The organism is Saccharibacillus qingshengii, from assembly GCF_013185195.1.
Classification (GTDB): Bacteria; Bacillota; Bacilli; order Paenibacillales; family Paenibacillaceae; genus Saccharibacillus; species Saccharibacillus qingshengii.
On record NZ_JAAZWC010000012.1, the window covers coordinates 16,156 to 42,947 of the forward strand.

Sequence of the window (26,792 nt, forward strand, 5' to 3'; positions counted from 1 at the left end):
ATTTCAAATTTATATTTTTTTAATTAGGTGCTTGCTTTTTTTCAGTATCCGTTTTACATTTATTGACGGGTCAAGCATTGAGGGATCAATGATTAACAGAAAGGGGAGGCTGCGAATGTATCCAACCACACCCGAATCGTGCATCCTGGAAAAGCTGCAGCTGCTCAATACCCGGATCAGTACCGCATTCTCGGACTGCGCCGGTATCAGTACATCCCGCTTCCGACTGCTGCAGGAACTGTTTGCCGCCGAAGAAATCGGCCAGACCGCACTGCAGAAGTCGCTCGGGATCGATGGAGCCGCCGTCACTCGCCATCTCAAGCAGCTTGAGGCGAACGGCTTCGTCACCCGGCGCAGCTCTCCCGAGGACAACCGGATTACGCTTGTCCGGCTCACCGAGCACGGACGGGCCCATATCGACGGGTTCCTGCGGGAGAAATCGCTGCTGACCGAAAAGCTGATGGCCGACTTCGACGCCGAAGAACGCCGGCTGCTGGCGAACATGCTGGAGCGGATGCATCGCAACGCCGAGACCCTTTAATCCGGGCCGTCGGGCTGCGAGTCCACTCCCGGTCCGGCCGGAACCAAGCTTCACTTTGCAAGCCATCGTATACAACCAACCGGCGCATACGCCGCAAACTTCATCCAAAGGAGCTGTCTCCCATGAGCAGTGTAGAAAAAGTCCAAGATTTCCTGGAAGTCCTCAAAAGCCGTCGTTCCGTTCGTTATTACGATTCTTCCGTTAAGATCAGCCGCGAAGAAATGACCCAAATGCTCGAAGAAGCGACTTTGGCTCCTTCGTCGGTCAATATGCAGCCTTGGCGCTTCGTCGTGATCGAAAGCCCGGAAGCCAAAGCCCAACTGCTGCCGCTGGCCAAATTCAACGGCAACCAAGTTGAGACTTCTTCGGCTGTTGTCGCCGTGTTCGGCGATTTGAACTTCACCGATTATGCCGAAGAAATTTTCGGTAAAGCCGTAGCGCTCGGCTATATGCCGGAAGACGTCAAAAACCAGCAGCTCGCCGCTTACCTGCCGCTGTTTGACGCGATGCCGCTTGAAATGAAACGCGATTCCGTCCTGATCGATGCCGGCCTGGTCTCCATGCAGTTCATGCTGGTTGCCCGCGCGCATGGTTACGACACCAACCCAATCGGCGGTTACGAGAAAGAACAAGTGGCCGAAGCGTTTGGCATGGATCCGAAACGCCATGTACCGATCATGCTGATCTCGATCGGCAAAGCGGCCAAAGAAGGTCATTCTTCGGCCCGTCTGGATATTACGCGCACAACCGAATGGCGCTAAGCCGTTCTTTCCAATAGAATCAAGGAGGAATTTCAATGATTATCATTCACGCCACTTTCCATATAAATCCGGCCAAAGAAGCCGATTTTCTGAACGGCATCACTCCGGTGATTACGGCTTCGCAGGCTGAAGAAGGCAATATTTCGTACGACCTGCACAAAGCGGTCGGTCAGGAAAACGTCTATACCATGGTCGAAGTCTGGACCGGACAAGATGCGGTCGCTCTGCACAACAAGAGCGCTCACTTCACGGCTTTCGCCGCTACGGCAGCCGAGTACCTCACGGCTCCGCTGAACCTCAAAGCGTTTGAAGGACAAGTGCTGTCCTAAGACTCCGCTTGCGCTGACGCCGCTCTGCAGCGGCCGTCAAACCAAAGCCCTTCCCGGGTTCGGGAAGGGCTTTTTGGGCGGTTTTATGCCGCTTTTGCGGGGGCCTCGATCAGGCCGGTTTGTCGGCGGCCGATGCAATCGGGCCCGACGGACCGGTACCGGCGCCCGGACGAAGGCCTTTTTTCTTGGCGACATGATCCGCCCAGTAGGCGGTCAGGATCGGTACGAGAATCGAAGTGACAATGATGGACGCTGCGACCAGCGCCGTCGCCGCTTCCGCCGCCGGCATAAACTCCGGTTTCATCGTTGCGACGATCATCGGGTTGGCCACGGCGGCTCCGGCTGTACTCGAAGCGGCCAGTCCGGCCGTGCCGCTGCCTCCGCCGATAAAACGGTCGGCCAGCATGAGCGGAATACCGGTCACGATAATGACGGTAACACCCAGCAGAATGCCCAGCAGACCCGTTTTCCAGATGACGGTCAGGTCGATCGAACTCCCGAGCGCGAAGCCGAAGAACGGAATAAGCGTCTGGGTCGCTTTGCCAAAGTAAGCCCGCAGATCGTGGTCGAGGTTGCCGAGTGCAAAGCCTACCAGGAACGGAAGTACGGCGCCGATGAAAGTATGCGGTTCGAATACGGCCATACCGGTACTTCCGAGGATGACCATTGTCATCAGCGGACCGGATTCAAGCGACATCAATACAAAAGCCCCGGCTTCTTCTTTTGTTCCGTACTGCTGCATAATCGAAGCATACAGCCCGCCGTTGGTCATATCCATGGCGGAGATCAGCGCAAGCACCGACAATCCGGCGAAGAATCCTTTTTCTATGCCTCCGACCGGCAGGAACTGCATGGCAATCAAGGCCACAACCCACGCAACGGCAATCTTCGTGAGGACAAGCGTCCCCGATTTGCGCAGTACCGTGCCGGTCGCCCGCACATCGATCGAAGCTCCCATACAGAAAAACCAGACGGCAAGGATAGGTACGGTTCCCGTCATCATTCCTTTGGTGAAAGAACCGAAATATTCGCCGGCCCCGCCCCACAGCGTGTGAATCAAAGCTCCCAGGAACAGCGGAATCAGCATCATGCCGCCGGGAATCTTGTCGATCGTTTTTTTGATTTTCATCTTGTGCACCTTCCTCGATTTCGGATGTTCCGGTTCGCCGTTAATTCCGGCTGAGCCCAAGCTCCGGAATCATCTCGGCAAATCGGTCGTGACTTTCCTGCAGCTGCTGCCCGAAGGCTTGACCTCCCTGGACCCGCCGTCCCAACCCGCTTTTCTCCATCTCGCTCCGGAAAGTTTCATCTTGAGCGGCCTTGATGAAAGCGCGTTCAAGAAAAGCGGCTGCCGCGTCGGGTGTTTCTCTGGGCACGCCGAGCCCGCGGAACGTACCCGCAAAATCGGTACGCATTCCCGTGGCTTCCTGCAGGGTGGGAACTTCGGGCAGCGCTTCCGAACGTTCGTCGGCATTGACGACCAACGTTCGGAGCTTGCCTTCGCGGACCTCCTGCTTGACCTCGGCCGGACTCACCGGCACCGCGTCCACAAAGCCGCTGAGCAGAGCGGATACCGCGGGACCTGCTTCTTCATAAGGAATATGGCGGAACTCCGCTCCCGTTCCCTGCTCCAGCGTGACGGCTGCCAGATGCCAGATGCTGCCCGTTCCGGCATTTCCCATCTTGATTTCGCCCGGATGGGCTTTGGCATCGGCCAAAAATTCGGCAGCGGTCGTCCACTTGGCGTCGGCACGGACCGTAATCGCGGACGGATCGAGGCTGGTCTGCGCAATCGGTCTGAAATCCCGATAGGTGACCGGCAGCAGGCCCAGATGAGGGAGAATCGTCAATTCGGATACCATAAAAGTCACGGTATAACCGTCGGCTCTCGCTTCCGCGCCTTCCATCAATCCGACCGCTCCGCCTCCGCCCGTACGGTTTACGACGGTTACCGGTTGGCCCAGTTCCCGCTCCGCCGATCGGGCCAGCGCTCTGGCCATCGTATCCGTTCCGCCGCCGGCCGAATAAGGAACGATCAATGTGATCGGCCTGTTGGGAAATCCTTCGGCGGTTTCTTCCTGCGTACCGGTCCGGTCCAACAATGAAACGCCCAGCGCAATCGAGGCTGCCAGCAGCAGCGCCACTCCCACGTATTTTAGGGTACGTGCCGAACCTGTCTTCATTTGTTCTCAACCCCCATCTTCTTGCGATTTTTTTCACAAGGTTTTTTGGAAGATTGAACGCTCTGCCCGTCAGGCTCCGGTACGGGCCGCTGATCACAGTCTAGCTGCGTTCGCCCTGTATCGACAATCGTTCATTCTTCCATGCGCTCTCCAGAAACGCCGTTTTGCGATTTTGGAGGATCTGCATACTCTTTGGAGGATCTGCCGATCTCCCTGTATTTGCCCGGTGTAACGTCTTTGAGCTTGCGAAACACGCGGATAAAGCTGTTCTCGTTGCTGTAGCCCGTGCGCAGGGCGATCTCCGCAATCTTCATGCCGGTATGCTCCAACAAGCTGCAGGCTTCTTCCATGCGCAGTCGGGTCAGATACTCGTAAACGGTACTGCCCGTTTCTTCCTTGAAGATGGAGCTGACGGAAGAAACGCCCAACCCGACACGTTCGGCTACATCCTGCACCCCTATATTCAAAGCCAGATTTTCACGCATATACTGCTTCATTTCTTCGGTCAATCGACGTTCTCTCGACAAGCGGCGGCCGGCGGAAGCCTCGGCGACAAGGCGAGCCTGCCGCTCCAGCAGATCGCCGATCTCCGAAAGTTCCAGCGTTTCGACCTGGCGGCGGGTATAGTCGGCCAGTTCCGCAGACAGCGGTAGTCCGCTGTCCATGCCCAGGCGAATCATTCGCCGCAGCAGGGCATCGGCCGCCGTATAGACGTCTTCCGCTGCTGCCGGCTCGCTTCGAAGTTGATCCACCCAGCCGGAGATCAAGCCGGCGGCTCTTGCTTCATCTCCCGTTTCCAAGATGCCTGCCGTTTGGGCCGCCCATTCTTCGCCGTTCAGGCGGCGGCGTTCGAGCGGAAGATACGCATGGACTCGTCCGTAACCTTCATACAGCCGCTCATTCAGCGCCGTACCGGCTTGTTCATACGCCAGCGGGAGACCCGCCGCCCCAACCCCCGGTCCCGACCACCCCGCCGACACCGACACACCCAGAAATTCCCGCAGGGCACGCACGATATCCGCGGTGCCTTCGCCGATCGAAAGCGATTCGGGGCCCGTCGGCAAGTACCGAGACCAACGCCAGCGACAGTAGAGCGTTGCGCGCAATCTTGGCGTTTTTGAGCAGCTGATCCATCGGCACGAGCGAGACCATACGCCAGCCGGTTACGTCGGAGAAAGCCTGATTGGCCAGATAATCTTGACCGTCCAGCTTCACGTATTCGAACGGTCTGACATCAATCTGGGCAATAACGCGCTCCATTTCGCCCTGGGACACCGGATCGTCCAGCTTGGGATAAATACGATGACCGTCCAGATCATATACATATTGATAACTGTTGGGGTGCCTGTACATCTTGGAGAACAACGCGTCATAATCGAGATCGACGATGACGGCACCGATCGTCCGTCCGTTCTGCGCTACCGGACGAACGACCGACAGAAGTTCGGTCGACGGCGCTCCCTTTTCTTCGAGCGTCCTGCGTTTCAGCAGCAGAGGCTTGCTCTCCGCTTCCCGAATCCAGGGCGACCAGCCCCGGTCCGGCGCAAGGTTCCAGTCGGTCCGGTATCCGTAGGCGCTGGACAGCACGGACCCATGCGTGAAGTCGACGACCGCAATTCCGCGAATTTCCGACTGCAGCGATAACGTTTGCAAATAATCGAGCGCGGCTTTTGCAAAATCGGGCTGCTCTCCGGCCGAAGCGTTCAACAGGGCCAATATCGAAGCGTGAAACGAAGCATCTACCGCTCCGCTGTCCGCTGCACGCACTTCGCGGTTGGTTACATCGGCATTGATCTGCAGCAGCTCCACATTCGGCGTATTGATCTCCTGATCCAGCGCTTCGCGGTAATGGTGATAAGAAAACAGCGCCACCAGCAGCACCAGGGCAGACAGCCCGGCGGTGAGCAGTAGAATCAGGCGCAGCGGCTTGTTCTTGAACGTATATCGAAAAAGAAAACGGGACATCCTTTTCCATCCTTCCCTGCAAAATCGCGGCGTATCCGATCTATAAATAGCTGCAAATTTTGATGTATAAATTTTTACATTTTATACTTACAGTTTGCCATATTCCAGCAGGCTTCCCCTGTGAGTTTCTTCATATTATGACGGCTGAATCGCTTCTTTTTGGGAAAACGCTTTTGCAGAGATCCGGATTTTGTCCAAAACGCCAAAAAACGCTTCTCCGTCAGGAGAAGCGTTCAGGCTGCCGAGAAAATCCTATTCGTTTGGGAAGTTCCCAGCCGTTTTTGCAATCGGGCTTTGTTCAAGCCGGGTCAGGCTGTTAGTAGTAACGGCGCTGCGCATCGGCACGGTCGACGTCACGGCGCTGCTGGCCGTGGAAAGCGTTGACCAGCAGGGCGATACCGCTTGCCAGGTGAAGAGCCCAGCCCAGGAACGGTACCCATCCAAGCGCGGAAGTGACAAGACCGACGATTGGGCCGTAATACGGTACGCGATCGCGGGCCGCCATAACCAGGGTAACCAGATGCAGCAGGAACATGAATCCGAGCGCGCCCCAGCCGGTTGCCAGAACGAACCAGCCGCCCAGCAGGGGGACCGCCAGCAGCAGTTCGCAGGCCGCCGCAACCAACATCAAGATTCTCGATACTTTCATTGTATTCTCTCCTGTTCGATATGGGATAAAAGCATATGGAAAGCTTCTCTTGCCCTCTACTACGGGGAGCCCGGCGATCGGTTTCTTTTTTTTAATCGTTCAGATAGCGTCTTGCTCCGGAGAATTCGTTCGCGTACCCGGCGGTGGAGATCGGAATGATCTCAACGGTTCTGCCTGCTTTTGGCGAATGCATCATCTTCCCGTCCCCAATATACATCGCGACGTGATGCACGCTGCCTCTGCCGTTCTGATGGGCGAAGAACATCAGATCGCCCGGCTGCAGATCGGGCTTTGCTACGGATTTACCCGCCAGCGCCTGCTCCGAAGCGTCGCGCGGCAGCGGGATACCGTAATACGCATAAATGGCACCCGTGAAGCCCGAGCAGTCAAAGCCGTAAGCGGATGTTCCCGCCCACAGGTAAGGCAGACCGAGGAACGCTCTGCCGGTCTCGACCAACTGCGCACCTGTCGGAGATAAAGCCGGTGTGCCCGGTGCCGTGACTGTGACGTCCTTGGCGGAGACGCGCGCGGTCCCGTACTGCGGCGTCCGCACTTGCATCCATTCGCCCGCCGCCGATACGACCGGAAGGCGGGTGCCGAAACTGAGATCCAGCAGCCGGCTTTTGCCGTCCGCTTTGTACAAAGTCGTCGTCTTCGCGCTTATGACCACTTCCGCGGCCGAGGTGCCGGTCCATTCTCCGGCCGAAACCGTCCGAAGCTGCGCGGTAGGCAGCCAGCCGGGGTACCCGTAACGGCTTTTGGAAGTCGATTGGTCGGTTACCACAACCTGCGACCAGCTTCCTTTCGTCTGTACGATCTTCACTTCGCGGCCGTACAGCGCCTGCGTCTCGGTCTTGCCGGTCAGCCATCTGCGCTTGGCCGTCGTATTCATGGCCTGCGTCCAGGCCTTCATGTCGACCGGCGCCGCAAGCGAAGGAGCGTCGATCGAACGCGCGAGACCGGGGGACTTCCACAGCGTGGCGACCGAGACGCCGATTACGGTGCGGGTCTTGGGCGTTCCGCCGTTGGCGGAGACGGCCGCTTCGGCCGCGCGTGCTCCGGGAAACGCAAGCAGCGGCAGAAGCAGCAGCAGGGCGAGCAGCGACAGGAAGCCTTTTTTGTACCTGTTCATGGATGTAAAAGTCCTCATTTCCGTATTGATTTGAAAAAGGCCGACGTTGGATTTGACCCCAGTGTACCAGAAGCTCCGGGTAAAAACAGTCGAAAACGGCAAATAAGTCCGCAGAAAAATCTGCGGACTTCTAGCAGGCTTGCCCGAGGGCTTCCTGCTACGGATGCAGCCGATTGCGTCAGGCGAGGCTCGTCGAAGCTTGCCGGCGCTCTCCGGCAAACTGCGGCAGCCAATCGCCGTGCGCTTCGATCAGATCGTCGCACAGCGATACGATGTCGTCGATCGACAGCTCGGCCGCCGTATGCGGATCGAGCAGCGCCGCGTGGTACACATGCTCTCTTTTCCCTGTCAGAGCCGCTTCGATCGTCAATCGCTGCGTGTTGATATTGGTCTGATTGAGCGCAGCGAGCTGCGGAGGCAGGGCACCGACATAGGTCGGGTTCACGCCCGAAGCGTCGACCAGGCACGGTACCTCGACGCACGCATCCTGCGGCAGATTGGGGATCAACCCGTTGTTCATCACGTTGCCCGCAATCTTGAACGGCTTGTCCGTCTCCATCGCTTCCAGAATATACGAAGCGTATTCGACGCTGCGCTCATGGGTAAGCGATTCGCTCTGCATCAAGCCGTCGCGCACCTCGCCCCACTCGCGGATCTGATTCACGCAGCGGCGCGGATACTCGTCCAGCGGAATGTTGAAGCGTTCGATCAGCTCGGGATAATTCTTTTTGATAAAGTAAGGATGATACTCGGCATTGTGCTCGGATGATTCCGTGACGTAATAGCCGAACCGGTTCATCAGCTCGAAGCGCACCATATCGCCGTGCTTCTCCTGCTGCTTCTCGGCGGCGAGCCGTTTGATTTCCGGATATAGATCTTCGCCGCCTCGCGTCACTTCGAGCAGCCAGGCCATATGGTTGATGCCGGCGATCTTGGCCCGCACATCCGTCTGGTCCATGCCCAGATTCTCGAATAGCGACGGGATGCAGTGCTGGACGCTGTGGCACAACCCGACCGTTTTGATCCCGCCCGCCGTGTTCATCACGTTCGTCAGCACCGCCATCGGATTCGTGTAATTCAGGAACCAGGCGTCCGGACAGACTTCGCGCATATCCGCGGCGATATCCAGCATGACCGGAATCGTACGCAGATTGCGGAAAAGCCCTCCGATCCCCAGCGTATCCGCAATTGTCTGGCGCAGCCCGTATTTCTTCGGCACCTCGAAATCCGTGATCGTGCACGGATCGTAACCGCCGACCTGGATCGCGTTGATGACGTATTTGGCTCCTCGCAGCGCTTCTTTGCGGTCGGTGTACGCCTGGATTCCGCACTGGCTGCCTGCCGTCTTCTTCATGGCACGAAGCAAGGTCTCCGACTCGCCCAACCGCTGCGGATCGATATCGAACAAAGCCAGCTCGAACCCTTGAAGTGCCGGCGTCATCATGATGTCCCCCAGCACATTCCGTACGAAAACCGTACTCCCCGCGCCGATAAACGTAATCTTTTGCATGTTTTTACCTCCCGTTTTTGGCTGCCGTTTCTGCTTTTACTATAACGGTAGCGCTTACAGGAAGACATGGAGTAATGGCAGGTTTGTTTGTTATAATGTATGAAGAATAGCTTTTGCCAAAATCCTTAAGCGACTATGATCAGAGGAAAGAAAGACGGATGGGTCAACCGGTTTTCTTTCCTTTCCAAGGAGCGATTCCAATCGAATTTGGCAAAAGCGGTTAGATCGTCGCCTTCATTAGCGACTTCCAATAAACAGAATAGAAAGGCGGAACGATTCAACCGACTTGCTATTCTTTCCCGGGAGCGATTCCAATCAGACGATGTTTCGCGGCTTCTTCGCCGGCTCTTCCGCTGGCCCTGGCATGGCCTGGGCCGCTCGTTCAACCTTGAGACGCCGTCCAGCCGCCCGCTTCTCCAAATGCGATCATTTTGCTCACATTTCGCATCAAATACAAGCCGAGCCCCCCAAATGTTGACCTTATGCTCACATTTTCCCGCCAATCCGATGGATTCCGGCGATTTTCGGCCAAAATGTGTTCATCTAGTCAACAAATCGCTTTCCAACAAGCAAAAAAGCCGAAAATGTTGACTTCATGACTACATTTTAAAGCCACAGCCGCCTGTGCCGCCTATCTACTCCCAATCCCAAATCATCGCATTCCATAATCGCATCCGACCCACATTGAAAGGAGCACACGCATGCCCGCCGAACAATTCACCCATACCTCCGAAGAAACCCGTATGCAGAGCGAAGTATCGCTGCTGTTCTACGGACGCGAAGACTGCGCGCCCGCCCACTGCTGGGGGCCCGGGCTGCGGGACGCCTTCATCCTGCATTATATTCACAGCGGCAGGGGACTCTTCCGCTCGGAAGGCCGGGAATATCCGCTTGGCCCCGGTCAGGGCTTCCTGATCCTGCCCGATACTCTGGTCCATTATGAAGCGGACCCCGAAGATCCCTGGGTCTACGTCTGGGTCGGGCTGCGCGGGCTTCAGGTGCGCGCGCTGCTGGAGCGGGCCGGGCTGACGGCCGGCTCGCCCGTGTACACGGCGGCGGATCGGCCGCCGTTCGAGCGGTTCTATGCCGGGCTGCTCGAGGCACGCGAGCAGCCCGGCGGCGACCTGCTGGCGCAGGCGGAAGTCTACCGCCTGCTGGCCGCGCTGGTCGGGGGCGCACCGCCGACGGCGGTGCGTCCGGGTGCGCCGCCGCGGGCGAGGGAGGCGCATCTGTCACGGGCTGCGGCCGTGATCGAGAACGGCTACAGCCGCAAGCTCGGCGCGGAGGATATCGCGCGCGCCGTGGGGCTCGACCGGACCTATCTGTCGAGCCTGTTCAAGGACGCCTACGGCGTCCCTCTGCAGACCTTCCTGCTGCAGTACCGGATGCGCCGGGCGCGTGAACTGCTGCACAATCCGTCGCTGTCCGTCAGCGACGTGGCCCGGTCGGTCGGTTATCCCGACCCGTTTCTGTTCTCCAAGATGTTCAAGCGCGTCTGCGGCGTATCGCCAAGCGCTTACCGGGAGCAGCCCGAACCCTGAGCCCCGGGAGCGATTCGCTGCGGATCGCTCCCGCAGAAGCAGGGTACGCCAATCCCGCACAAAGAGCGGGAATCGCCCTGCAGAAGCGATCCGGCCCGATACTTGGCGAGCCGGCCCGATATTTGGCGATCCGCGCCTGTTCCAAGCAAGCCTCAGCGGCTTCGGCCCTTCGCAAGCCGCACGGCTGCGCCCGCGTTACACCGTCAATATCCGTCTCTTCGCCGGTCTTTCAACAGCTCGGAAGGCGAGCCGCCGGTAATCTTTTTGAACATGCGATAAAAATACGAGACGTCCCGGTAGCCGAGAAATTCCGAAATCTCCGCCGCGTTCAGACGCGATTCGTTCAGCATATAGACCGCCCGCTTCATCCGCTGCCGGTGCACGCATTCGCTGATCGTCCGTCCGGATACTTCTTTAAACAGCGACGCGGCGTAGTTCGGGGTACGCCCGATCACTTCGCCCAGCACTTCCTTGGTGATTTTCTCCCGGTAGTTGCGCTCGATATACCGCTTCATGTGTTCGACATGCCGCTGCTTCTCGGTCTGGATCAGTCCGCGGTCGAATTCCCGGCTGATATCGATCAGCAGCTCCGTCAGAATGGACTGCGCCATCAATTCGTAATACGACGGACGCTCGTTCCACTGCTCACGCAGCACCCGGATCCGGTCGTGCACGGATTCGTAGCGGCCGAGGCGGCGTTTGTATGGTCGTTCGTGCCGCAGCAGCGGCAGGGCATCCGTATCGGCGGAGGACACGGTAAACCCGACAACCGTTTTGGTATGGGTCAAGGTCGGTACGCTTTTTCCATAATAGGGCATGTGGGCAGGAATCAGCAGTATATCTCCCCGTTCCATAATATTCCGTTCCCCGTCCACCCAATAAATGCATTTGCCGTAAGTCGCCAGTGTCAGCAGGTAACAATCCCGCCCTGTCTCGGCTTGTTCGTACCACTGCGTCCCATTGTCTTGATGGACGTCTTCCACTCTGGGCATAAGCGCTTCCTTTCTATCGTACTATGTTTCCTACATTGTACTATATGTCATTTCATCCTGTCCCTGCGGACGGTACAATAAATACAAAAGGTTGTTGAAAGCGCCAATCAATCCGCGGGAAGCGGGTATAGAATAGAGAGCGGCCCGGTCCGTTAACCGAGTCGGTTTGCATACCCGGCCCCTTCAGCGCACTCGATCTGCCCGACGCCAAACCCGGTGATCATCCTTGGGCTTCGGGGCGGACAACAACCCCAAAGTTCAAGAAAACGAGGAGGCTTTTCCCGAAGATGAAAACGAAAATTGTATGTACGATGGGACCCGCTTGCGATACGGTCGAAATGCTCAAAGAAATGATCCAGTCCGGTATGACCGTTGCCCGCCTGAACATGGCGCACGGCGAACCGGCCGACCACAGCGAACGGATCCGCAAAGTCCGTCAAGCCGCAGCCGAACTGAATACGTTCGTCCCGATCATGATGGACATCAAAGGACCTGAAGTCCGCATCGGCAAACTGTTGGAAGAATACGTTCAACTTGAAGCGGGCAGCGAACTGATCCTGACGACCGAACCGGAAGTGCTCGGTACGGCGGAACGTATCGGGGTCAACTATCCGAAGCTGAACGAAGATGTCAAAGCCGGCGACCGGATCCTCATCGACGACGGTCTGATCGCACTCGACGTGATCCAGGTGGACGGCGGCGAGATCAAATGCAAAATCCTGAACGGCGGACGCCTCAAACCGCGCAAAGGCGTGAACCTGCCGGGCGTCAAGACCAGCCTGCCGGGCGTAACCGAACGCGACGTGATGCATATCAACTACGGTCTGAGCGAAAACGTTGAAATCATCGCCGCTTCCTTCGTTCGCAAAGGCGAAGACATCATGGAAATCCGCCGGATTCTTGCCGAAAAAGGCGCGGAGCACGTACAGATCATCTCCAAGATCGAAAACCAGGAAGGCATGGATAACCTCGATGCCATCATCGAAGCTTCCGACGGCATCATGGTTGCCCGCGGCGACCTCGGCGTCGAAGTTCCGGTGCAGGACGTGCCTGCGGCGCAGAAGCTTATGATCGACAAGTGCAACCTGGCCGGCAAACCGGTTATCGTGGCGACGCACATGCTGGAGTCGATGCAGGTCAACCCGCGTCCGACCCGTTCCGAAGTCAGCGACGTGGCGAATGCCGTGCTGCAGGGCGCCGACTGCGTCATGCTGTCCGGTGAATCCGCAGCGGGCAAATACCCGCTCGAATCGATCCGTACGATGGCGGCCGTTGCAGCCAAAGCCGAAACGATGATCGACTACGATGTCCAGTTCAACAGCAAACGTGCCCTGCACCTCAACGATATTACCGAAGTGGTAAGCCAGAGCTCGGTAAACGCTTCGCTCGTCCTGGACGCAGCCGCGCTGATCATTTCGACGGAATCGGGCTTCACGGCCCGCATGATCTCGAAATACCGCCCGAAAGCTCCGATCATCGCAGTCAGCCAGAATGCCAAAACGCTGCCGAAAATGAGCCTGCTGTACGGCGTCGTGCCGATGCAGGGTCAAGCCGTAACGAGCACCGACGAAATGTTCGAAGTCGCGACCAAAAACGCGCTCGAAGCCGGCTACATCAAGTCCGGCGACACCGTCGTCCTGTCGGCGGGCATCCCGATCGGCCAGGCCGGCAACACGAACGTAATGAAAGTCCAACAAGTCTAATCCGCGCTTTGCGCAACCAAAAAACTCTTTCCGCTCAAGCGGAAAGAGTTTTTTTGGTTGATATCGAACGATGCATCGCACACAGCGGCGGCATGCATCGAAACAAGCGGTGCTTTTGTTCGAAAGTACGATCAGGCTTTTTTGGTCGAAGCCGCTTTTTTGCGGGTAGGCTTCTTGCGGGCAGCGACTTTCTCGGCAGCCAGACGTTCGATCTTGTCTACGCGCTCCTGCTCGACAACGCGTTTTCCTTCGGCAATCTGCTCCTGCTTCTCCCGAACTTCCATACCCATACGCTCCTGCTTGCTCGGATCGTTCATCGTCAGGTAGTGTTCAAACGCTTCCGGGTACATGAACGTTTTTTCTCCGGTTTCCTCGGCGAATTTCACGCTGATCTTGCCTTCGCCGTTCCCCGTTACTTTTCCTGCGCCAAAGCTGGCATGGGTTACTTTTTCGTTGGTCCAATTCATCAAAGTCCATCTCCTCTTGTCTTTTCCATTTGGCAAAACCCAATCTTCATCCTGGAAACTCTCCATATGTACATCGAGCCCATATACAGAATTCTTTTCGGCCAACAACCACCGGCATCTTGAAGCTTGGTCTTTGCCAAATGGATAAAACTTTTCTTTTAACCTATCCCCAATACTACCTTATTCGAAACAAAAGGGCACGGCCCCCGTTCTTAAAAGCAAGCAGGCGTGCAGCCTTCGGACGGTTTGAAAACGGGATTTCGAGCGAAACGGACCGGGAAATAGGAATTTCACGCTTTTTGAATACGCTTCATTTGCTCTATTGCTTCTTTTTCACGGCTTTTCGAAAAAAGTTTGTGGGTACAATGAACCCTTTTTCGTAAAAATCGCATCTTTTTTGATTCAAATGGGTAAGATGAGATGAAACTATGGGCGTAGATAAGCCCCATTAGGACAGATTGAGCAGATGGATCGAAGCAGATCGATGGAAAATGAGAACGAAACAAGCGGAGGTACATACATGAACGAATTATCCAGGCAGAGCTTCGCCAACGGCCTTTCAAGCGAACAAGAAGCACAAGGCGCCTCAGGAAATCCGGACGGATCCCGTGCAGTTCGCCTTACCCGAATCGCTTCGCTGACTCTGGCTGCCGGCATCGGCGGGCTTCTTCTCCTGCCGCCCGAGTCGGCTCATGCGGAAAGCGCGTCGTACCAGGCCAAAGTCCATACCGACTCCCTGAATGTGCGCAGCACCGCAGGACCGGATACACCGGTAGTGGGTTCGCTGAATAGCGGCGACTTGGTAACGGTGACGGATGAACGCCTCGGTTGGCTGAAAGTCGAAAATGCGTCGACTTCGGGCTGGGTAGCCGGCTATTATCTCAAAAAAGAAGACGGAAGCGCGGCTTCGGCAACCGTAGTCACTTCTTCGTCTTCTTCGGCTCCTTCCGTCTCGCAAACTTCCGCTTCTTCCGGCGGATCTTCCGTCTCGGAAGGCGGCAAAGCGCTGGTTACCGCCAATTCGGTAATCATCCGCAGCGGCCCGGGCAAAAGCTACGAATTTCTCGGCTCCGCCAACCGCAATGATGCCGTCACCGTGCTGGAGAGCCAAAGCGGCTGGACACGCGTCATGACTTCATACGGCGCTTACGGCTGGCTCTCGTCGAAGTATCTGCAGGGCGGCGGAGGCGCAACCGTCAAAGCGGCCGTCCAAAAACAAAAGGCGGTTCGCGTCAGCACAGCGGCGGCCCGCAGTCCCAAAGCCGATACATCCGAGATTCAATCGGGCAGTCTGCAGGGCAAACTGATCGTGCTCGATCCGGGCCACGGCGGCAGCGATCCCGGTACGATCGGCACCACGTACGGACTGGTCGAGCAGGAGTTGAACCTGCAGACGGCCCTGTATGTGAAAGACTATCTGGTCTCCCGCGGCGCCCGCGTCGAAATGACGCGCAGCGGCAGCGATCAGCGTCCTTCCCTGGCTTCGCGCGCACAGCTGGCTCCTTCATTGGGCGCGGACGCTTTTGTGAGCATCCATTACAATTCGGCGCTCAGCGCTTCGGCTAACGGAACGCTCGTCTGCTTCTACTCCGAGTCGAAAGACCTCGGGCTGGCCCGCGCGATCGAAGCACCGCTCAAGAACGGTACGGGGATTCGCAACAACGGACTGGCTTTCGGCAACTTCAAGGTTATCCGCGAAAACAGCGTACCGGCCGTGCTGTTGGAAATGGGCTTCCTGTCCAACTCTTCCGACGAAGGCGCGATCGCAAGCGCCGATTATCAGCGCAGTGCGGCCAAAGCGATTGCCGACGGCCTGCAGCTGTATTTCTCGAACTGACCGATCAAATGACAAAGCCGCTTCCTTCACGGGAAGCGGCTTTTTTGGCGGTTCGATGCGTTCTTCCGGTCCTCATTCAAGGCTTGATTGCCGCCAGCGCGCTGTACAGCTGAAGTCGGCGCAGCGGCTTGAAGACGGTAAAGCGGACGCCTTCAAGTCCCGGCTGTTCCGCTACCGTACCCAGCGGAGCGAGCAGCGCGACCGGCGGCGCGTTCGGCCGGGAAGAAACCGGGCCGACCAAGTCGAGAAAGTGCATATCCAGCAGTACCAGATCGAAGCTCCCGGTCTCCAGCAGCCTTAACGCTTCGCCGGCCGAGCGCGCACCCGAAGGCAGAGCTCCCCAACCCTGGAGCAGCCGCTCCAGCACGGACAGCGCCGATAGATTGTCGTCCACGATCAGGATACGCAGCCCTTCCAGGCGCAGCGGCGCGAACGGCCCCATATCGAAGTCCGAATAAGGCGCAAACGGCAGCACGACCAGAAATTCCGTACCGATCCCAACCTCGCTGACCACCCGGATACTTCCGCCCATCAATTCGATCAGATTGCGCGTAATGACAAGCCCCAATCCCGTTCCGCCGTACTGTTGGTTTCCGTCCGAACCGTGCACCTGATGGTACGTTTGGAACAAACCGCCCAACTGCTCCGATTCTATGCCGATTCCCGTATCGCGTACCGAGATGGCGAGCTGGACTTCGCCTTCGCCCCGCGGCTCTTCCTGACGCAGCGTAACGAGGATCTGGCCGGCATGCGTAAACTTCACGGCGTTCCCGAGCAGATTGAGCAGGATCTGCCGCAGCTTGCCCGCATCTCCCTGCACGAACATGGGAAGTCCTTCTTCCACGTCCAGAATCAGTTCCACCCGTTTCTCGATAGCTCTGGGCGCCATGAGCGAAGCGACGTCCTCAATCGTCGAAGCCGGATCGAACAGCGAGACGTCCACGCTTTGTTTGCCCGCTTCGAGCTTGCTGTAGTCCAGAATGTTGTTGGCCAATGTCAGCAGAAAAGCATTGCTGGAACGCACCATGTCGAGAAACCCCTGCTGTTCCTGCGTCAACTCGGTCATGGCCAGCAGTTCCGACATCGCGATACTGCCGTTGAGCGAATTGCGGATCTCATGCGTCATAAAAGCCAGAAAGTCCGCTTTCTGCTGGGTAGACTGCCGGGCAGCCTGGGCTTCGCCCCGATAGACTTCGGCAATCTCTTCGATATTTTTCTTGTCTTTGGTCAGTTGTCCGAGTCTTTCCAGATCGACATCAACCCTGCGCTCCAGCTCCGCGATATACGACAGAAACAGCGCCATCGAGGTCAACAGCTGCAGATCGTCATCGGAAAAAGCACCCGGTCGGCCAAGAGCGGCCAAACCGCCGAATTTGCGCCCGTCGGGATAAGAAATAGGGAATCCGATCAAGGTATAGTCGCCCGAGCTGCGCGTCGCATGCTGATCGCGGGTCAGCGGATGCTGCGAAGTCTGCGGAATCACCAGCGGCCGATCCCAGTTCTCATCCGTCCAACTGGCAAAATATTCGGGCTCGAACCGGATCTCCTGTCCTTCCCGGACAAGTTCCTTGCTCCGATTGAATACTTTGATGACCGTACTGACCGGCCCCTCGCTGGACACGACCATCACACATTCGGCCGCCAGGCGCCGGCTGAGCAGATTTACGACATGCTCGGCCGCCTCGGCGAAATTTTTGAAAAATATCCGATTTCCGCCTGTCATTTTTTCACCTCCGGCCGATCGAACTTGAATTTACGTCTGCACGTCAAAGAATCGCCCGGTCCATCCGGACGCCGTAAGTAACTGTATTTCTTACACTATAACTGAAAAAAAGCCCAAAAAAAATGCCCGAAGACAGATGAAAACAAATTATTTTCATCTATCTTCGAGCTTATCCCCGCCCGCCTGCCGAAAAAAGGTTTTCGGTCGGCCTGGGCATTATTCGACTTAACGCAGCGATTCGGCAAACTCCACCAGGTCGGAGGCCTGGGACCGGATTTCGACCACCGAAGCGTTCACCTGCTGGGTCATGGCCGCCTGCGCGCCCGTCAGCTCGGCCATCGCTCCGATATTGTTCAGGATGCGGTCGATCTGCTCTTTCATTTCGTTCAGGCTGCTGCCGATATTGCCGGTCGCTTCCGCACTGTTGACCGCAAGCTTGCGCACTTCCTCGGCCACGACCGAGAACCCGCGCCCGAACTCGCCGGCCCGCGCCGCTTCGATCGCCGCGTTCAGACCGAGCAGGTTGGTCTGTTCGGCCACTTCCTTGATGAAGCTCGAAATCCCCTGCGTTTCTTCCGCGCTGTGCTTGGCCCGATTGGCGGCTTTGGTCGATTTGTTCTGCATATTGACGATCGCCTGCGCTCCTTCGGAGATCGAATCGATACCGGAACTCATTTCTTCGATCGCCCTAGAGAGCAGACCAAGCTTTTCCGTCACGCGATCGACCAGCATCTCCTGATTTTTCTCGAAAGTCACTTCGCGCAGCGTCCCGGCAAGCCGTAGGGGAACGCCCGATCCGTCGCGGATCGCGGCGCCGCTCGCCCGGTACCACCGGTACTGACCGTCCTTGTGGCAGAGACGGTACTGCTGATCGAGCTCGGCGCGGCCGCTGTAATCGTTCAGATAATCCGCAAGGCCCCGCTGCGCCGGCTCCGCATCTTCCGGATGCAGACGGGACGCCCAGCTGTCGAGTACATCCGGCAGTTCCTGCTCGCCCTGATAACCCAGCATGCGGCGGAATTGGTCGGAGAACCAGATCTCGTTGTTCGGATTGACCGGGTCGCCGGCCACAACCGTCATATCCCACGGAGATTCCGTAAGAGCCCGGTTAATCAGATCATAGCGCGTGACGAGCCGTTCCAATTCGTTTTCCCGCAGCACTTTCTCATGGACATCGAACAACGCACCGACCACGCGCAGCGGAACGCCGCTCTCGTCGCGGGTCGTGGTTCCGGTCGCGCGGAACCAGCGGTACTCGCCGCTTTTGAGCAGGAGGCGGTATTGAACGTCATACGGTGTCCGCCCCGTACGGTCATTCAGGTGGTCGGCCAGCACGCCGACAATTCGCTCCTGCTCTTCCGGATGCAGACGCGAAGCCCAACTGTCGAGAATATTCGGAAAGTCGCTTTCACCGCTGTAGCCAAGCATGCGCCGGAACTCGTCGCTCCAGATAAACGTGTTGTTCGGATTGACCGGATCGCCGGCTTCGACCGTCATATCCCATAATCCGACTTCGATCGCTTTGGATACGAGATCAAGCCGAAGTTCGGCGTCCGCCACCTTGGCTGCCGAGAGCTCCAGCGCCGCGTTCACATTCTCCGCGATCTCCCGCATCTCGGCCGAAGTGTGCTCCGTTTCCAGTCTGCTTCCGGTTCTTCCTTGTTCGGCCCATTTTCTGAGTTCTCGGCTCGCTTCGAGCAGCGAAGCGGCGGAGCTGGTTCCTGCGGTTTTAAACAACATTGAATATCCCCCTTTTATGTTCCGGCGCGGCCGAATGCAAGCTTCCTCTTTTTTTGATTGAATTGTGGTATAAGCCGGCAGCCAAGCTCATTCATTTTATAATAACCCATGATACCGACAGAAGGCTTCCCCGAAAAAGAATTCAAGGATTAAGCGGTGGTTTCCCCCAACGGCACTGTTTATCTTGAAGGTTCTGTGTTAGACTTGTAAGTTGCATCACTTCGTAGTTTTTTCGTGCTTTTTTCGTCTTTTTTTCGATATCTCCCGCTTCCTCAAAAGCGGTAGTCCATAGATTTTTTTATATAAAAAGGAGCTCTCATGACATTTAACGATTTGAACCTGATCCCTTCCATTCTCAAAGCCCTACAAAAAGAAAACTACACCTCCCCGACACCGATTCAGCAGCAGGCTATTCCCGTCGCCCTTGAAGGCCGCGACGTATTGGGATGCGCCCAAACCGGTACCGGAAAAACGGCGGCGTTCTCGCTGCCGATCATTCAGCGTCTGTCGGCCAAAGCGGCCGCCGGAGGCAAACGTCCGATCCGCTCGCTGATCCTGACGCCGACGCGCGAACTCGCTATCCAGATTTACGACAACATCCGCGCTTACGCCCGCTACACGGATCTGCGCAGCCAGGTCATCGTCGGCGGCGTCTCGCAGACTCCGCAGGAGCGCGAACTGCAGCGCGGCACCGATATTCTGATCGCAACGCCGGGACGTCTGCTGGATCTCATGAACCAGAAGCACGTCAATCTGGATTCGATCGAGATTCTGGTTCTGGACGAAGCCGACCGGATGCTCGATATGGGCTTTATTCGCGATGTGCAGAAGATTCTCGCCCGGATCCCGGCCAAGAAACAAACGCTGTTCTTCTCGGCTACCATGCCGCCGGAGATCACAAATCTCGTTGATTCGCTGCTCGTCAATCCGGCCAAAGTCGAAATCACGCCGGTCTCTTCTACGGTCGATCTTATCCAACAGGCTGTCTATCTCGTCGACAAGCCCAACAAGCAGAAGCTGCTGAACGATATCCTGCAGGATAAGTCGATCGATTCGGCCCTGGTCTTCACACGCACCAAACACGGCGCAAACCGCGTGGCGCGTCTGCTCGACCGTGCCGGCATCTCGGCGCAGGCGATTCACGGCGACAAGTCGCAGAACGCCCGCCAGACGGCTCTGAGCAACTTCAAGAACGGCACGACCCGCGTCCTGGTCGCCACCGACATCGCCGCACGCGGTATCGATATCGACGAGCTGTCGCACGTCATCAACTTCAACCTGCCGAACATTCCGGAGACCTATGTACACCGGATCGGCCGTACAGGCCGCGCGGGCCGCGGCGGAATCTCGATTTCGTTCTGCGAAACGGAAGAACTGCCGTACCTGAAAGATATCCAGAAGCTGATCGGCAAGAGCATTCCGGAAATCAAGGATCATGCTTATCCGATGACCGGCGAGCAATCCGCTCCGGCGGAACCTGCCCAGCAGGGAGGCCGCGGACGCAAAGGCTCTTCTTCGCAGCCGGCAGCCGGCACGAAGAATGCCGCCAGAACCAGCGCCCCATCGGGCGGCGGACGCACCGCCAAGCCGTCTTCGCAGCCCGCAGCCGCGAAAGCCGCCGTGAAAAGCGAAACGCCGCAGGGCGCGTCCAGACCCGCGAACCGAAATGCCGCCCAGTCGGGCGGTTCGAAGCAGCCGTCCCAGGCTGCGGCCAAACCAAGCACAGCTTCGGCCGCAGCCAAAGCTGACGCTCCGGCCCCTACAGCCAAAAGCCGTCCGGCCAACACACCGGCCCGCACGAACGCCAAACCGGCCGGTACGCCGGCAGGCGGCGAAGCCAACCGCAGCCGTCCGGCCAAAAAGGCGCCGCAGCACGGCTCGCGTCCCGGTTCGGAAGGCCAGCGCCCCCGTACGGGCGGCCGGCCGCAGCCGGGCAGCGCGGCATCGGCCCGCGCTACGGCCAACAAAAAGTGGAATGACGGCCAATGGGCAGCCGATACGCTGTATCGGGCCAGCTTCGGCCTCTCCGGCGATAAAGCCTAAACCGACTCGAAACGGGTTCGGGAACGCCTGCGATTCGGCAGGTAAATGAACGTGAATATGCCAAAACCCGCTTTCCCCTTCACTTGACGGGGAAAGCGGGTTTTTTTGTTAAAAAAACGGCTTCCGGCTACATATACAGCATCGAAAAATGAAGTTCGTGTCCCAACTGCTTCAAATAGTTGTACAGCTGTGAACGATGGTGGAACAGATGGGTCAGCGTTTCGATCTGCCATTGGATCTGGGTATGCGAGTCTTCGGCATAAAACGCTTTGGTCGAGCGGTTCAGCAGGTCTTCGGGCGTAAGCGAGACCAGATAGCTCTTGTACAGCTCAAAGTTCTCGCGCAGAGCCGCGGCCAGACGCTCGGGATCGCTCTCCCCGTCGAGGCTGACTTCGATCTCTCCTGCTTCCTCGGCTCCGGCTTCCTGCATGATCGCTAGGTCGCTGCGCGGTACAAGCGCCAAATGGCGGACCAATTCCGGCAGGGAACGCATATTGCCCTGCGGACGGTAGCTCCAATCCTCGGGACGGATCAGCCGGATCAGCACTTCGCTGGTGCGGACGCCTGTCTCCAGTTCGTTCAGCAGATGGTCGCGGATTTGCAGCGTTTCGCTCATATTCTTCTCGCTCCTTCGGAGTATGATTTTCCTGGGCCTGCTCAAATCGGCTCAAGTCTTACTCCCAACATAAAGGGGGAAAGTCGAAATCACAAGTCCTGTTCAGAAACTCATACGCTCGGCCCGGATCTGTGCACGCTTCAAGCTCGACTTCGGCTGCGGAAGCGGCCTTCTCCCTATTCGAACAAAACAAAAAAGGATACGGCAGCCTGCCGTACCCTTCTTCCTTATCCGATCTGCTGCCTGCCCAATTTCGCCGGATACAGCAGCTCGCGAACGCCGACGGTATCGCCCACGATCAGCATGGCCGGATTGCTTACCTTCATGGCCAAAGCCAGACGGGCGATCGTGCCAAGCGTTCCCGTGACGACGCGCTCCGCTTCGGTCGTGGCATTCTCGATCAGAGCGGCCGGCGTATCCGCGTCCCGGCCGTGCCGGATCAGCTCGCCGCTGATTTCTTCCAACTTCGAAACGCCCATATAAACGGCGAGCGTATCGGCTCCGCACGCAAGCAGGTCCCAGCGCACGGGCGTATCGGCTCCGCCGCAGCGGCTTCCCGTTACCACGGCGAACGAAGCGGCCGTTCCGCGATGCGTCAGCGGTATGCCGGCCGAAGCCGAAGCTCCGGCGGCGGAAGTCACCCCGGGAATCACTTCGAAGTCGATCCCCGCTCTTGAAGCGGCGAGCGCTTCTTCGCCGCCCCGGCCGAAGATGAACGGATCGCCGCCTTTGAGCCGGACCACATGATGGCCGACCTTCGCATAATCGACAATCAGACGGTCGATTTCATCCTGGGTCAGAGCATGGCGGCCGGGCGCTTTGCCGCAGTAAATCTTGAGCGTACCCGGCAGGCAGCTGCGCAGCAGTTCGTCGCTGACGAGACGGTCGTACAGCACGACGTCGGCCTGTTCCAGCCGGCGCAGCGCTTTGACCGTAATCAATTCCGGATCGCCCGGTCCCGCGCCGACGATCGAGATCCGCCCCCGGCTCATACGCTTTTCTCCAGAACGGTACGAATCGGCTCGGCAGGCCCGGAAATAGCTCCGCCTGCGATTGCGGATACGGAAACGACGGACGCGGCGCTTCCTTTGGCCGGTGCGGGCAAGGAAGCCGGTTCGGCATTCGGAGCAAGCGTTCCTTGACCGCGCGAATTGTAACTCCAGTACAGCAGCAGCCCCGTCAGCAGCGCACCGCCGACGAAGTTGCCCAGCAGCACCGGAATGCCGCTCCAGACGAGCCAGTCCATGCCGCTTACGTTCGCGCCGAGCAGCATGCCGGCCGGAATAACGAACATATTGACGACGGTGTGCTCGAACCCCTGTCCGAAGAAGATCAGGATCGGCAGCCACATCGCCAGGATCTTGCCTCCGGTCGATTTGGACGTCATCGCCATCACCGCTCCGAGCGTCACCATCCAGTTGCAGAGAACCGCTTTGACGAAGACAAGCAGCATACCGCCCGCACCCAGCGTCTGATAGGCGGTCGTCTTGGCTTCGCTGGCACTGACGAGAGTCGCAATCAGGGGAGTGGACAGATCCGTTCCGGCCTTGGTCGCCACGAACACATACGCCAGGGCATACAAGCCGCAGCCGATCAGATGCCCTGCGATCACCCAGAAGTAATTTTTGAGCATCGCCGATACGGATGTTTTCTTCTCCAGTACAGCCAGCGGGATCAGGGCGAAACTGCCGGTTACCAGTTCCAATCCCAACAGCACGATAATGACGAAGCCGACCGGAAACAGGATCGCTCCCGCCATCGGAATGCCGGTTTGTCCGGATGCCGTCATGGCAAGGGTCGTGGCGCAGGCCAGGATGGCTCCCGCCAACCCGCTCCGAATCAGCAGCTGCAGGCGGGTCAGTTCCGATTTGGCTTGGCCCGTGTCGATCATCGTTTGCAGCACTTCACGCGGTTTAACGTAATCCATGGGCATCCCTCGCTTTCGAATAGGGGTTAGGCGATATGGCTGTCTGCTCCGGCGGCATCCGTGCCCTCGATAGGTTCGTTCAGGGTCAGGAAGATGAACCCTTCCTTCGTCACTTCCGTTTCAAAGGTCGTGACACAGCCTTTATCCGGATCAAGCGCTTCGCCGCTGCGAAGATCGATACGCCAGTCGTGCAGCGGACAGTGAACCACCGGACCGCAGACCATCCCTTCCGACAGCACCCCGCCTTTATGCGGGCAGCGGTTCTCGACCGCCATCACCTCGCCGTCCGACAAACGGAACAGGGCAATTTCGAGTCCGTTCACGTTCAGGCGGCGCGAACCCAGAGGATCGATATCGCTCAATCGGCCTACACGTACTTTGCCTGCTGCTTCACTCATGCGGATTCCTCCTTTTTCGTTTCGACCTGAACGCTCGCGCTCTGGGACTGGGGAGCCGGAAGCCGTTCGAAGTTCTTGCGCAGTTCGGGCTCGCTGACGATCTGTTTCCACGGATCGACGGTCCGGTCGAGCGTATCGCGCAGACGGGCATGCAGCGCTTTGCGTTCGTCTTCGTCGCTCAATACCTGTTTGACATGCTCGAGTCCGACACGTTCCACCCACGGCGCGGTACGTTCGTTCCACGTCGCGTTCTCCCGGTAATACTGCAGGAATGCGCTCGCCCATTCTTCGACCTCGTCGTCCGTTTTCACGAAACCGAGCAGGTCGGTCGCCCGCACATGGATCCCGGCGTTGCCGCCCACATGCAGCTCCCAGCCGCCGTCGACCGCCACGACGCCGAAGTCTTTGACCGTCGCTTCCGCGCAGTTGCGCGGGCAGCCGGAGACAGCGAGCTTCACTTTGGCTGGCGCGTTCATGCGCTCGAACGCTTTCTCGAGCCGGACGCCCATGCCCATCGCGTCCTGTGTGCCGAAGCGGCAGAAGGTCGAGCCGACGCAGGTCTTGACGGTACGCAGCGCTTTGCCGTAACCGTGGCCCGAAGGCATATCCAGCGCTTCCCAGACACCCGGCAGGTCTTCTTTCTTGACGCCGAGCAGATCGAGGCGCTGTCCGCCGGTGAACTTGACCAGCGGCACCTCGAATTTCTCCGCGACTTCGGCGATCCGCTTCAGCTCGGTCGGCGACGTGACGCCGCCGTAGATACGCGGAATGACGGAGTAGGTCCCGTCTTTTTGGATATTCGCGTGATAGCGTTCGTTGGTGAAACGGGATTCTTTCTCGTCTTTGTATTCCGCGGGCCACAGCATGCCCAGATAGTAGTTGAGGGACGGACGGCACTTCGAGCAGCCTTCGTCGTTGTTCCACTCCAGTACGTTCATAACTTCTTTGACCGTCTTCAGGCCCATGCGCTTGATCTCGGCCACGATCTCGTCACGGCTGTGCGTCGTGCAGCCGCAGATGCCTTCCTTCACCGTTACGGCCGCGTCGCCGGCATAAATCTGAAGCAGGCCTTCCACCAGCGGCTTGCAGCCGCCGCAGGAAGCGGAAGCTTTGGTGCAGCCTTTGATCTGTCCGAGGCTGTTGCAGCCTCCGTCGATCGCCGCGACGATATCGCCTTTGGAGACGCCGTTGCAGCCGCAGACAATCTCGTCGGCCGCCATCGCTTCCAGCCGCGCCGCACCTCCGCCCCCGCCGCCGGATGCCAGCGCATCCGCAGACAATCCGAGCAGCAGCTCTTTTTCGCGTCCGGCTACGCTCTCCCCGCTCTTGATCAGCGAGAACAAAGCGGCTCCTTCACCGGTTTCCCCGAACAGCACGGCACCGATCAGCTTGTTATCCAAGATGACGAGCTTTTTGTACACGCCTTCGATCTCGTCCTGATAACGCAGAGCCCGCGCACCTTCCGGTTCCACGAAGATCCCGCCGGAGAAGACATCCACGCCCGACACTTTGAGTTTGGTCGAAGTGACCGAACCCGCATACCCTTCGACGGGGATGCCGGCAAGCCCTTTGGCCAGCACCGCGCCCTGTTCGTACAGCGGAGCAACCAGCCCGTAGGCGATCCCCCGGTGCTGCGCACATTCGCCGACCGCGTATACGCCGGGCAGATTGGTCCGCATATGATCGTCGACCACGACGCCGCGCTCTACGGCAAGACCGCTGCGCTGCGCCAGAGCCACATTCGGGCGAATGCCTACCGCCATGACGACCAGATCCGCTTCGAGCATACTGCCGTCCTTGAACAGCAGTCCTTTGGCCCGCTGCTTGCCGAGTACCGATTCCGTCTGCTTTTTGAGCAGGAACTTCATGCCCTGGGCTTCCAGTTCTTTTTGCAGCATTAATGAAGCGGGACGATCCAGTTGGCGTTCCATCAGATACTCGTTGATATGAATGACGGTAACGTCCATGCCCAGGTTCAGCAGGCCGCGCGCCGCTTCGAGCCCCAGCAGACCGCCGCCGATCACGGCCGCTTTGCGGTGCTTGCGGGAAGCTTCCTGCATCGCCACGCAGTCTTTGATGTCACGGAAGCCGATGACGCCTTCCTTGTCGGCACCCGGAATCGGAAGCATGAAGGCGTTGGAGCCGGTAGCCATAATCAGCTCGTCGTATTCCGCTTCGATGCCGCCTTCGGCATACACGCGCCGCTGCTCGCTGTCGATCTTCTGAACCGCCTGGCCCATATGAAGCGTAATGCCATTCTCCCGATACCAGTCGAGATCGTTGATGACGATTTCTTCCATGCTGGTGCCGCCGGCCAATACCGTAGACAGCATAATCCGGTTATAGTTCGGATGCGGCTCTGCGCCGAATATGGTAATGTCGTATAAATCCGGTGCCAGCTTGAGCAGATGCTCGATCGTGCGGACGCCTGCCATTCCGTTGCCGACCAGAACCAATTTTTTGCGCTTGTTTGTCATATGGAGTCGCTCCTTCCAGAGAGGGAAATCGGGATTGGGTACCGCCGAAAAACACAAACAGCCCGCTCCACCCGCTGCGGAAAACATACGTTTCCCGTTGCTTATTCAGGTGTGAGCAGGCGCCATTGCCGCTTCGTTCGGACACATCGTTGTATCCGGGTCAATTTGAATCTTGAGTCCGACTATAAAGGATTTTAATTCTCGCGTCAACAATTTTAACATACAATTTTTAAAATTTTAAAATAGTCGACAAAAACA

At 57.9% G+C, this 26,792-nt stretch carries 23 protein-coding genes and 1 pseudogene; 7 read left to right on the forward strand and 17 right to left on the reverse strand.

The annotated features are described in order from the left end of the window. Positions 1-115 precede the first annotated feature (115 nt). The 3 genes from HRQ60_RS12010 (at position 116) to HRQ60_RS12020 (ending at position 1,631) form a co-directional block, all read left to right on the forward strand. Positions 116-541 carry a MarR family winged helix-turn-helix transcriptional regulator gene (locus HRQ60_RS12010; RefSeq protein ID WP_172196068.1) on the forward strand — a complete coding sequence of 142 codons (426 nt, stop codon included), beginning with the start codon at positions 116-118 and terminating at the stop codon, positions 539-541. Between the two features lie 122 nt (positions 542-663). Continuing rightward, positions 664-1,302 (forward strand): nitroreductase family protein, encoded by a 639-nt coding sequence (locus HRQ60_RS12015; RefSeq protein ID WP_172196069.1) that lies wholly within the window; start codon positions 664-666, stop codon positions 1,300-1,302. A gap of 35 nt (positions 1,303-1,337) precedes the next feature. After that, positions 1,338-1,631 (forward strand): putative quinol monooxygenase, encoded by a 294-nt coding sequence (locus HRQ60_RS12020; RefSeq protein ID WP_172196070.1) that lies wholly within the window; start codon positions 1,338-1,340, stop codon positions 1,629-1,631. A 109-nt stretch (positions 1,632-1,740) separates the two neighbouring features. Here HRQ60_RS12020 and kdgT read toward each other — a convergent pair whose 3' ends face one another. From kdgT to melA, 7 genes are all read right to left on the reverse strand, one after another. Then, positions 1,741-2,760, reverse strand: coding sequence for a 2-keto-3-deoxygluconate transporter (gene kdgT, locus HRQ60_RS12025; RefSeq protein WP_172196071.1), 1,020 nt, complete (start codon positions 2,758-2,760; stop codon positions 1,741-1,743). 40 nt (positions 2,761-2,800) lie between these two features. Further along, positions 2,801-3,814 (reverse strand): tripartite tricarboxylate transporter substrate binding protein, encoded by a 1,014-nt coding sequence (locus tag HRQ60_RS12030; RefSeq protein ID WP_172196072.1) that lies wholly within the window; start codon positions 3,812-3,814, stop codon positions 2,801-2,803. Positions 3,815-3,945: 131 nt separating this feature from the next. Continuing rightward, complete coding sequence (locus tag HRQ60_RS24010; RefSeq protein WP_172196073.1) at positions 3,946-4,800, reverse strand: helix-turn-helix domain-containing protein; 855 nt, start codon at positions 4,798-4,800, stop codon at positions 3,946-3,948. Then, complete coding sequence (locus HRQ60_RS12040; protein WP_172196074.1) at positions 4,736-5,779, reverse strand: cache domain-containing protein; 1,044 nt, start codon at positions 5,777-5,779, stop codon at positions 4,736-4,738. Before HRQ60_RS12040 ends, HRQ60_RS24010 begins: the two co-directional genes overlap by 65 nt. 316 nt (positions 5,780-6,095) lie before the next feature. Continuing rightward, complete coding sequence (locus HRQ60_RS12045; protein WP_172196075.1) at positions 6,096-6,428, reverse strand: hypothetical protein; 333 nt, start codon at positions 6,426-6,428, stop codon at positions 6,096-6,098. Positions 6,429-6,519: 91 nt separating this feature from the next. Then, positions 6,520-7,560, reverse strand: a complete 1,041-nt coding sequence (locus tag HRQ60_RS12050; RefSeq protein WP_172196076.1) for a C40 family peptidase — start codon at positions 7,558-7,560, stop codon at positions 6,520-6,522. Positions 7,561-7,738: 178 nt separating this feature from the next. Continuing rightward, complete coding sequence (gene melA / locus HRQ60_RS12055; RefSeq protein ID WP_172196077.1) at positions 7,739-9,070, reverse strand: alpha-glucosidase/alpha-galactosidase; 1,332 nt, start codon at positions 9,068-9,070, stop codon at positions 7,739-7,741. Positions 9,071-9,771: 701 nt separating this feature from the next. On the opposite strand from melA, the gene HRQ60_RS12060 reads away from it, so the two are divergent. Continuing rightward, on the forward strand, positions 9,772-10,611 hold the full coding sequence (locus HRQ60_RS12060; protein WP_172196078.1) for an AraC family transcriptional regulator: 840 nt from the start codon (positions 9,772-9,774) through the stop codon (positions 10,609-10,611). A gap of 203 nt (positions 10,612-10,814) precedes the next feature. On the opposite strand, the gene HRQ60_RS12065 is transcribed toward HRQ60_RS12060, so the two are convergent. Next, a complete protein-coding gene (locus tag HRQ60_RS12065) occupies positions 10,815-11,603 on the reverse strand; it encodes a helix-turn-helix domain-containing protein (protein WP_172196079.1) in 789 nt (262 codons plus the stop codon). Between the two features lie 287 nt (positions 11,604-11,890). On the opposite strand from HRQ60_RS12065, the gene pyk reads away from it, so the two are divergent. Further along, positions 11,891-13,306, forward strand: a complete 1,416-nt coding sequence (pyk, locus tag HRQ60_RS12070) for a pyruvate kinase (protein ID WP_172196080.1) — start codon at positions 11,891-11,893, stop codon at positions 13,304-13,306. A 131-nt stretch (positions 13,307-13,437) separates the two neighbouring features. Here pyk and HRQ60_RS12075 read toward each other — a convergent pair whose 3' ends face one another. Next, positions 13,438-13,773, reverse strand: coding sequence for a hypothetical protein (locus HRQ60_RS12075; protein WP_172196081.1), 336 nt, complete (start codon positions 13,771-13,773; stop codon positions 13,438-13,440). A gap of 520 nt (positions 13,774-14,293) precedes the next feature. On the opposite strand from HRQ60_RS12075, the gene HRQ60_RS12080 reads away from it, so the two are divergent. Then, positions 14,294-15,610 carry an N-acetylmuramoyl-L-alanine amidase family protein gene (locus HRQ60_RS12080; RefSeq protein WP_172196082.1) on the forward strand — a complete coding sequence of 439 codons (1,317 nt, stop codon included), beginning with the start codon at positions 14,294-14,296 and terminating at the stop codon, positions 15,608-15,610. Between the two features lie 76 nt (positions 15,611-15,686). On the opposite strand, the gene HRQ60_RS12085 is transcribed toward HRQ60_RS12080, so the two are convergent. The 3 genes and pseudogenes from HRQ60_RS12085 to HRQ60_RS12090 all read right to left on the reverse strand — a co-directional run. Further along, entirely contained in the window at positions 15,687-17,333 is a 1,647-nt protein-coding gene (locus HRQ60_RS12085) for an ATP-binding protein (RefSeq protein WP_172196083.1), read from the reverse strand. Positions 17,334-17,558: 225 nt separating this feature from the next. Continuing rightward, the gene (locus HRQ60_RS24125) at positions 17,559-18,065 is read right to left on the reverse strand and encodes a methyl-accepting chemotaxis protein (protein ID WP_425501671.1); all 507 of its coding nucleotides are present in this window, start codon (positions 18,063-18,065) and stop codon (positions 17,559-17,561) included. 12 nt (positions 18,066-18,077) lie between these two features. Beyond that, a pseudogene (locus tag HRQ60_RS12090) lies at positions 18,078-19,073 on the reverse strand (PAS domain-containing protein); the annotation flags it as partial. Positions 19,074-19,391: 318 nt separating this feature from the next. Here HRQ60_RS12090 and HRQ60_RS12095 point away from each other — a divergent pair. Beyond that, complete coding sequence (locus HRQ60_RS12095) at positions 19,392-21,116, forward strand: DEAD/DEAH box helicase (RefSeq protein WP_172196085.1); 1,725 nt, start codon at positions 19,392-19,394, stop codon at positions 21,114-21,116. A 127-nt stretch (positions 21,117-21,243) separates the two neighbouring features. Here the strand turns inward: HRQ60_RS12095 and HRQ60_RS12100 are convergent, their stop codons facing one another. The 5 genes from HRQ60_RS12100 to nirB form a co-directional block, all read right to left on the reverse strand. Next, on the reverse strand, positions 21,244-21,732 hold the full coding sequence (locus HRQ60_RS12100; RefSeq protein ID WP_172196086.1) for a DinB family protein: 489 nt from the start codon (positions 21,730-21,732) through the stop codon (positions 21,244-21,246). A gap of 227 nt (positions 21,733-21,959) precedes the next feature. Continuing rightward, complete coding sequence (cobA, locus tag HRQ60_RS12105; RefSeq protein ID WP_172196087.1) at positions 21,960-22,724, reverse strand: uroporphyrinogen-III C-methyltransferase; 765 nt, start codon at positions 22,722-22,724, stop codon at positions 21,960-21,962. Continuing rightward, entirely contained in the window at positions 22,721-23,659 is a 939-nt protein-coding gene (locus HRQ60_RS12110; RefSeq protein ID WP_172196088.1) for a formate/nitrite transporter family protein, read from the reverse strand. Before HRQ60_RS12110 ends, cobA begins: the two co-directional genes overlap by 4 nt. 26 nt (positions 23,660-23,685) lie before the next feature. After that, positions 23,686-24,057, reverse strand: coding sequence for a nitrite reductase small subunit NirD (nirD, locus tag HRQ60_RS12115; protein ID WP_172196089.1), 372 nt, complete (start codon positions 24,055-24,057; stop codon positions 23,686-23,688). Then, positions 24,054-26,534 carry a nitrite reductase large subunit NirB gene (nirB, locus tag HRQ60_RS12120; protein ID WP_172196090.1) on the reverse strand — a complete coding sequence of 827 codons (2,481 nt, stop codon included), beginning with the start codon at positions 26,532-26,534 and terminating at the stop codon, positions 24,054-24,056. Before nirB ends, nirD begins: the two co-directional genes overlap by 4 nt. Positions 26,535-26,792: the final 258 nt, after the last annotated feature.

Excerpts from the sequence above, each read along its gene's own strand:
- HRQ60_RS12010 (WP_172196068.1), top strand. The coding sequence starts at position 116 with ATGTATCCAACCACACCCGAATCGTGCATCCTGGAAAAGCTGCAGCTG.
- HRQ60_RS12015 (WP_172196069.1), top strand. The coding sequence starts at position 664 with ATGAGCAGTGTAGAAAAAGTCCAAGATTTCCTGGAAGTCCTCAAAAGC.
- HRQ60_RS12020 (WP_172196070.1), top strand. The coding sequence starts at position 1,338 with ATGATTATCATTCACGCCACTTTCCATATAAATCCGGCCAAAGAAGCC.
- kdgT (WP_172196071.1), bottom strand. The coding sequence starts at position 2,760 with ATGAAAATCAAAAAAACGATCGACAAGATTCCCGGCGGCATGATGCTG.
- HRQ60_RS12030 (WP_172196072.1), bottom strand. The coding sequence starts at position 3,814 with ATGAAGACAGGTTCGGCACGTACCCTAAAATACGTGGGAGTGGCGCTG.
- HRQ60_RS12040 (WP_172196074.1), bottom strand. The coding sequence starts at position 5,779 with ATGTCCCGTTTTCTTTTTCGATATACGTTCAAGAACAAGCCGCTGCGC.
- HRQ60_RS12045 (WP_172196075.1), bottom strand. The coding sequence starts at position 6,428 with ATGAAAGTATCGAGAATCTTGATGTTGGTTGCGGCGGCCTGCGAACTG.
- HRQ60_RS12050 (WP_172196076.1), bottom strand. The coding sequence starts at position 7,560 with ATGAACAGGTACAAAAAAGGCTTCCTGTCGCTGCTCGCCCTGCTGCTG.
- melA (WP_172196077.1), bottom strand. The coding sequence starts at position 9,070 with ATGCAAAAGATTACGTTTATCGGCGCGGGGAGTACGGTTTTCGTACGG.
- HRQ60_RS12060 (WP_172196078.1), top strand. The coding sequence starts at position 9,772 with ATGCCCGCCGAACAATTCACCCATACCTCCGAAGAAACCCGTATGCAG.
- HRQ60_RS12065 (WP_172196079.1), bottom strand. The coding sequence starts at position 11,603 with ATGCCCAGAGTGGAAGACGTCCATCAAGACAATGGGACGCAGTGGTAC.
- pyk (WP_172196080.1), top strand. The coding sequence starts at position 11,891 with ATGAAAACGAAAATTGTATGTACGATGGGACCCGCTTGCGATACGGTC.
- HRQ60_RS12075 (WP_172196081.1), bottom strand. The coding sequence starts at position 13,773 with ATGAATTGGACCAACGAAAAAGTAACCCATGCCAGCTTTGGCGCAGGA.
- HRQ60_RS12080 (WP_172196082.1), top strand. The coding sequence starts at position 14,294 with ATGAACGAATTATCCAGGCAGAGCTTCGCCAACGGCCTTTCAAGCGAA.
- HRQ60_RS12085 (WP_172196083.1), bottom strand. The coding sequence starts at position 17,333 with ATGACAGGCGGAAATCGGATATTTTTCAAAAATTTCGCCGAGGCGGCC.
- HRQ60_RS24125 (WP_425501671.1), bottom strand. The coding sequence starts at position 18,065 with ATGCTGGTCGATCGCGTGACGGAAAAGCTTGGTCTGCTCTCTAGGGCG.
- HRQ60_RS12095 (WP_172196085.1), top strand. The coding sequence starts at position 19,392 with ATGACATTTAACGATTTGAACCTGATCCCTTCCATTCTCAAAGCCCTA.
- HRQ60_RS12100 (WP_172196086.1), bottom strand. The coding sequence starts at position 21,732 with ATGAGCGAAACGCTGCAAATCCGCGACCATCTGCTGAACGAACTGGAG.
- cobA (WP_172196087.1), bottom strand. The coding sequence starts at position 22,724 with ATGAGCCGGGGGCGGATCTCGATCGTCGGCGCGGGACCGGGCGATCCG.
- HRQ60_RS12110 (WP_172196088.1), bottom strand. The coding sequence starts at position 23,659 with ATGGATTACGTTAAACCGCGTGAAGTGCTGCAAACGATGATCGACACG.
- nirD (WP_172196089.1), bottom strand. The coding sequence starts at position 24,057 with ATGAGTGAAGCAGCAGGCAAAGTACGTGTAGGCCGATTGAGCGATATC.
- nirB (WP_172196090.1), bottom strand. The coding sequence starts at position 26,534 with ATGACAAACAAGCGCAAAAAATTGGTTCTGGTCGGCAACGGAATGGCA.